This is a genomic window from Daejeonella sp. (assembly GCF_044342615.1).
Lineage (GTDB): Bacteria > Bacteroidota > Bacteroidia > Sphingobacteriales > Sphingobacteriaceae > Daejeonella.
The window spans coordinates 1-4,485 of record NZ_JBIIPN010000174.1 but is presented as its reverse complement, the minus strand read 5'-3'; the positions used below and the strand labels follow the sequence as shown (position 1 = coordinate 4,485).

Here is a 4,485-nt window from a genome sequence, read left to right as displayed (position 1 = left end):
AACAAGACATCAATGATGCCGTTGCAACCCAATCCCACTCCAATTTGATGCGGATCATCTTCACTGGTATCATAGGTAATGAGTGAGGCTTCAGATTTGTTTATGGCTAGTCGCGCGCGTTTCAATGCATCGCCTTCAAGGCAACCTCCACTAATTCCGCCAATCCATGTTCCATCATCTAAAACAAGCATTCTTGCCCCTGTACGGCGATACGATGAACCTTCAACACGTACAACAATTGCTAGAGCAGCACGTGTTTGTGTTTGATTGATCTTATCGTAAGCAGCAATGATGGCTTTAATTTCTTTCATACTGAGCTTTAAAGCTAGTTAAATTAATTATTGTCTTTTAAGGACGGTGAATTGGATAAATTTCGGAAAATATTATTGATTTTTTTGATGCATTGGGATTCATTTTTTCAAAATCAAACAGCAATTGCTCTTTATTGTTTAATTAATATAAAATGTGATCTATATCATTTTATGAGCACTGATAATAGTATAGTTTTAAAAAAATGGTTCTTATGATGCAGTTGATTTTTTTTGTGTTTCTAGTGTTACTTTATTCTTGTCATACTCCAGATGATACGGTTAAACCTGTTATTAAAGCAGTTTCCCAATCGGTTTATGCTTCAGGAATTATAAAAAGTAAGAACCAATACCAAGCTTACTCAACAGTTAATGGAATTATTGAGGAAATTTATGTTATTGAGGGTGATTCAGTAAAAGTTGGTCAGCCAATTCTTCGAGTTTCAAGTAAAGTTCAACAATTGAACCTTGAAAATGCACATCTAAATGCTGATTTTAATAATCTTTCGGCCAATCAGGGAAAATTAAATGATGCAGCAGCTTCCATTGATTTTTTGAGAAATAAACTGAAAAATGATTCTTTATTATTTTTCAGGCAGAAGAAATTATGGGAACAAAGTGTTGGAACAAAAGTGGAGTTGGAGCAACGTGAATTATCTTTCCAAAATTCTAGAAATTCTTTTAATTCGGCTTTAATAAGGTACAATGATCTCAAGCGCCAATTGAACTTTGCGTCGAGTCAGGCTCAGAAAAACCTTGATATTTCGCAAAGTCTGGCACAAGATTTTATCTTAAAAAGTCAGATGGATGGTTTAGTTTACAATTTAACAAAATCGAAGGGCGAATTGGTTAATCCCCAAAGCCCTTTGGCTACAATTGGAGCCTCAAATCAATTCATTTTAGAGATGCAGGTGGATGAATATGATATTTTGGTCGTCAAACCGGGACTCAAAGTTGTTGTGAAACTTGATAGTTATAAAGATCAAGTTTTCGAGGCAAAGCTTACTCGTATAAACCCTTTAATGGATGAAAGAAGCAAAACCTTTTTAGTGGAAGCTGAATTTATTGAAAAACCAGCTAAAATCTATCCAAATATTTCTTTTGAAGCAAGTATTTTGATTAAATCGAAACAAAGGGCTTTATTAATTCCAAGGAATTACTTATTAAATGATTCAAGTGTTGTGATGGCCAATGGAGACACAGTTAAAGTTAAAATAGGTTTAAAGGATTATCAAATGGTTGAGATTATATCTGGTATTAGCATTGATGATCAACTAAAAAAACCTTGATGATGAATTTTAAACTATTGGTAAGTATTTCTGGTTCATTATTAGTTGCAAGATTAAAGCAAACAATTGTTGCGGGGGTTGGTGTTACTTTTAGTATCGCTATGTTTATTACCTTACTCAGTTTCATGTCGGGTTTAAATGATTTACTAGATGGATTAATTATCAATCGTACGGCTCATATTCGTTTGTATAATGAAATTAGGCCATCTAATTTCCAGCCGATTGATTTATCAGAAACTTATAAATCGCATCATAATTTTATTAGTTCGGTTAAGCCTAAAAAAGAGCGACTTCAAATTTATAATAATGATGCGATTATGGATTTTTTAAGGTCAGATTCAAGAGTTTCAGGGATAGCACCTAAAATTATTACGCAAGTCTTTTATAATATTGGAGCTATTGATTTAACAGGGGCCATAAATGGGATTGATGTTGAGGCAGAGAATAATCTCTTTTTATTTCAGAATTATGTTATTGATGGGAATTATATAGATCTAAAGAATACGCCGAATAGTATTATTTTGGGCAAAGGTTTAGCTGAGAAAATGTTAGCCAATGTAGGTGATATGATTCAAGTTACTACCTCAAGAGGAGAGCGTATTAAGCTAAAGGTAGTTGGTTTTTTTCAATCGGGATTACAAGATATTGATAATGCTCAAAGTTATGCATCAATTAACACTACACAGAAACTTTTGGGTGAGTCGGGTTCATATATTACCGATATTCAGATCAAGCTAAATGATATTAATTTGGCACCCTCATTAGCCAAGGAATATCAAAACTTATTTGAGGTGGATGCCATTGATATTCAGACTGCGAATTCTCAATTTGAAACAGGTAGCACAGTTCGTACTCTTATTTCGTACTCGGTTGGAATAACTTTACTCATTGTTGCTGGATTTGGTATTTACAATATCCTCAATATGATGATTTACGAAAAAATGGATTCGATAGCTATTTTAAAAGCTACTGGATTTTCTGGCAAGGATGTAAACCGGATTTTTATTGGGATCGCTTTAACAATTGGTATTTTGGGTGGCGCTTTGGGCTTGGTTTTGGGACTTGGCATGTCATGGTCTATTGATCAAATACCTTTTAATACCTCAGCATTACCTACTATTAAAACCTATCCAATTAATTATAATCCTAGATTTTATATGATTGGAGCAGTTTTTTCAATCTTTACCACCTATTTTGCTGGATATTTTCCTGCTCGCAAGGCAAGTAAGGTAGATCCAGTAATAATTATTCGAGGGAAATAGCATGAATAAAATAATTCTAGAAGCCAAAGCTGTTTCGAAATATTTTCATGATCCAATTACTGTTCAGGTATTGAATGATATAAATTTTACTATAAATAGGGGCGATTTTGTATCTGTGATTGGCAAATCTGGATGCGGAAAATCAACTCTTCTTTATATTTTATCCACTATGGATACGGATTATGAAGGGGAGATTTTGATTGATGGTCTAAGCATGAAAAATAAGAAGGAAGCTGATTTGGCTAGGGTAAGAAATGAAAAAATAGGTTTCGTTTTTCAATTTCATTATCTGTTAAATGAGTTTTCGGTGCTTAAAAATGTGATGCTACCAGGATTAAAGCTCGGTAAATATTCGGAGCAAGAAATCGAACATCGAGCATATGAAAAGTTGAAGATTTTAGGAATTGATAGTGAGTCTCTAAAAAAGCCAAATCAAGTCTCAGGTGGCCAAAAGCAGCGTATTGCAATAGCAAGGGCATTAATTAATGATCCATTAATTATTATGGGTGATGAGCCAACTGGAAATCTCGACAAGAAAAACGGTGAAATTGTTTTCGATATTTTTAAGGAACTGGCCGAAGTTTACCAGCAATCTTTACTGATTGTTACTCATGATCAAGAATTTGCCCATCGTACACACCGAATTATTGAGATGGAGGATGGTAGAATAATAAATCTTTAATTTGGTTATAAAATTTCTTTTAGCTTTTCCAATTTTAGAGGTTTTGATAAATATCCGGTCACCATTTCATAAGCTTTGGATCTAGAAATATCTTTATCAATGTCTGAAGAACTTGCGATATATAGTTTTGCATTTTCAGGGAGGCAAGCACCATAATGTTCACTTAGCTTATCTAATACATCCCAGCCATTTATTACGGGCATATTGAGGTCTAAAAAGATAATTAAATCTTTGTATTTTTCGTTTTCTAGGCCAATTAGGTGATCTAAAGCGTGTTGTGGATTTGTGAAGCATTCCACTTCAGAACTTGAGGATAATTGCTTTAATACCCCTCTGACTAAAAAATTATTAATGTTATCATCATCAATAACTATAAATTTGGGGCTCTCTATATTTGACATGTTTTTGATAGGTATTATTTTTTAAAATTGAGCAGGAAAGTTGAGCCGGATCCTGCCTCACTCATAAAATGAACTTGTCCGTTATGCGAGTCCATAATATTTCTTACCAATTGAAGTCCGAGACCTTTACCTTCAATCTGACTGTGCATTCTTTGATAAAATACGAATAATTTTCCTTTTGCCATTTTTTCATCGAAGCCTAGACCATTGTCTTTAATTTTAAGAATGATCTCATCATGTGTTTCTGATGCGGTTAAATTTAGGTTTAATGTCCTTTTTGGATCTCTAAATTTTATAGCATTCTCAATTAGGTTATATAAAATTGTCGAAAAATCACTTAATGGAAAGTTTAGTTTCAGATTACTTTCAATGTTAAAGCTAACTTCTGCATTACTATCCTTTAAAACATCCTTAAATTCATTAACTGCTTTTTTAACGTATTTTGCTACTGAGAAAATAACTTTTTTCTGAATGGCGCTTTCTTCTCTTGCTTTTAAAATTCCAGAAACATCTTCCATTACAGTTTCAAGCTTGTTGAGACTC

6 protein-coding genes are annotated in these 4,485 nt (G+C 33.4%); 3 read left to right on the top strand and 3 right to left on the bottom strand.

Features of this window, described 5'->3' with window-relative positions:
- Positions 1-311, bottom strand: a 311-nt coding sequence (locus tag ACIQ0D_RS11720) for an XdhC family protein (RefSeq protein ID WP_395805828.1), incomplete at its 3' end; no start/stop codon positions are given.
- 212 nt (positions 312-523) lie between these two features.
- Between ACIQ0D_RS11720 and ACIQ0D_RS11715 the strand changes: the two genes are divergently transcribed.
- Genes ACIQ0D_RS11715 through ACIQ0D_RS11705 form a run of 3 tightly spaced genes read left to right on the top strand, consistent with a single transcriptional unit; the run spans position 524 to position 3,541 of the window.
- A complete protein-coding gene (locus tag ACIQ0D_RS11715) occupies positions 524-1,597 on the top strand; it encodes an efflux RND transporter periplasmic adaptor subunit (RefSeq protein ID WP_395805826.1) in 1,074 nt (357 codons plus the stop codon).
- Positions 1,597-2,859, top strand: a complete 1,263-nt coding sequence (locus ACIQ0D_RS11710; protein ID WP_395805824.1) for an ABC transporter permease — start codon at positions 1,597-1,599, stop codon at positions 2,857-2,859. Before ACIQ0D_RS11715 ends, ACIQ0D_RS11710 begins: the two co-directional genes overlap by 1 nt.
- A gap of 1 nt (position 2,860) precedes the next feature.
- The gene (locus ACIQ0D_RS11705; RefSeq protein WP_395805822.1) at positions 2,861-3,541 is read left to right on the top strand and encodes an ABC transporter ATP-binding protein; all 681 of its coding nucleotides are present in this window, start codon (positions 2,861-2,863) and stop codon (positions 3,539-3,541) included.
- Between the two features lie 5 nt (positions 3,542-3,546).
- Here ACIQ0D_RS11705 and ACIQ0D_RS11700 read toward each other — a convergent pair whose 3' ends face one another.
- Both ACIQ0D_RS11700 and ACIQ0D_RS11695 read right to left on the bottom strand, forming a co-directional pair.
- On the bottom strand, positions 3,547-3,942 hold the full coding sequence (locus tag ACIQ0D_RS11700) for a response regulator (RefSeq protein WP_395805820.1): 396 nt from the start codon (positions 3,940-3,942) through the stop codon (positions 3,547-3,549).
- A 14-nt stretch (positions 3,943-3,956) separates the two neighbouring features.
- Positions 3,957-4,485 (bottom strand): ATP-binding protein (locus ACIQ0D_RS11695; protein ID WP_395805818.1); only part of this gene is annotated, 529 nt, incomplete at its 5' end.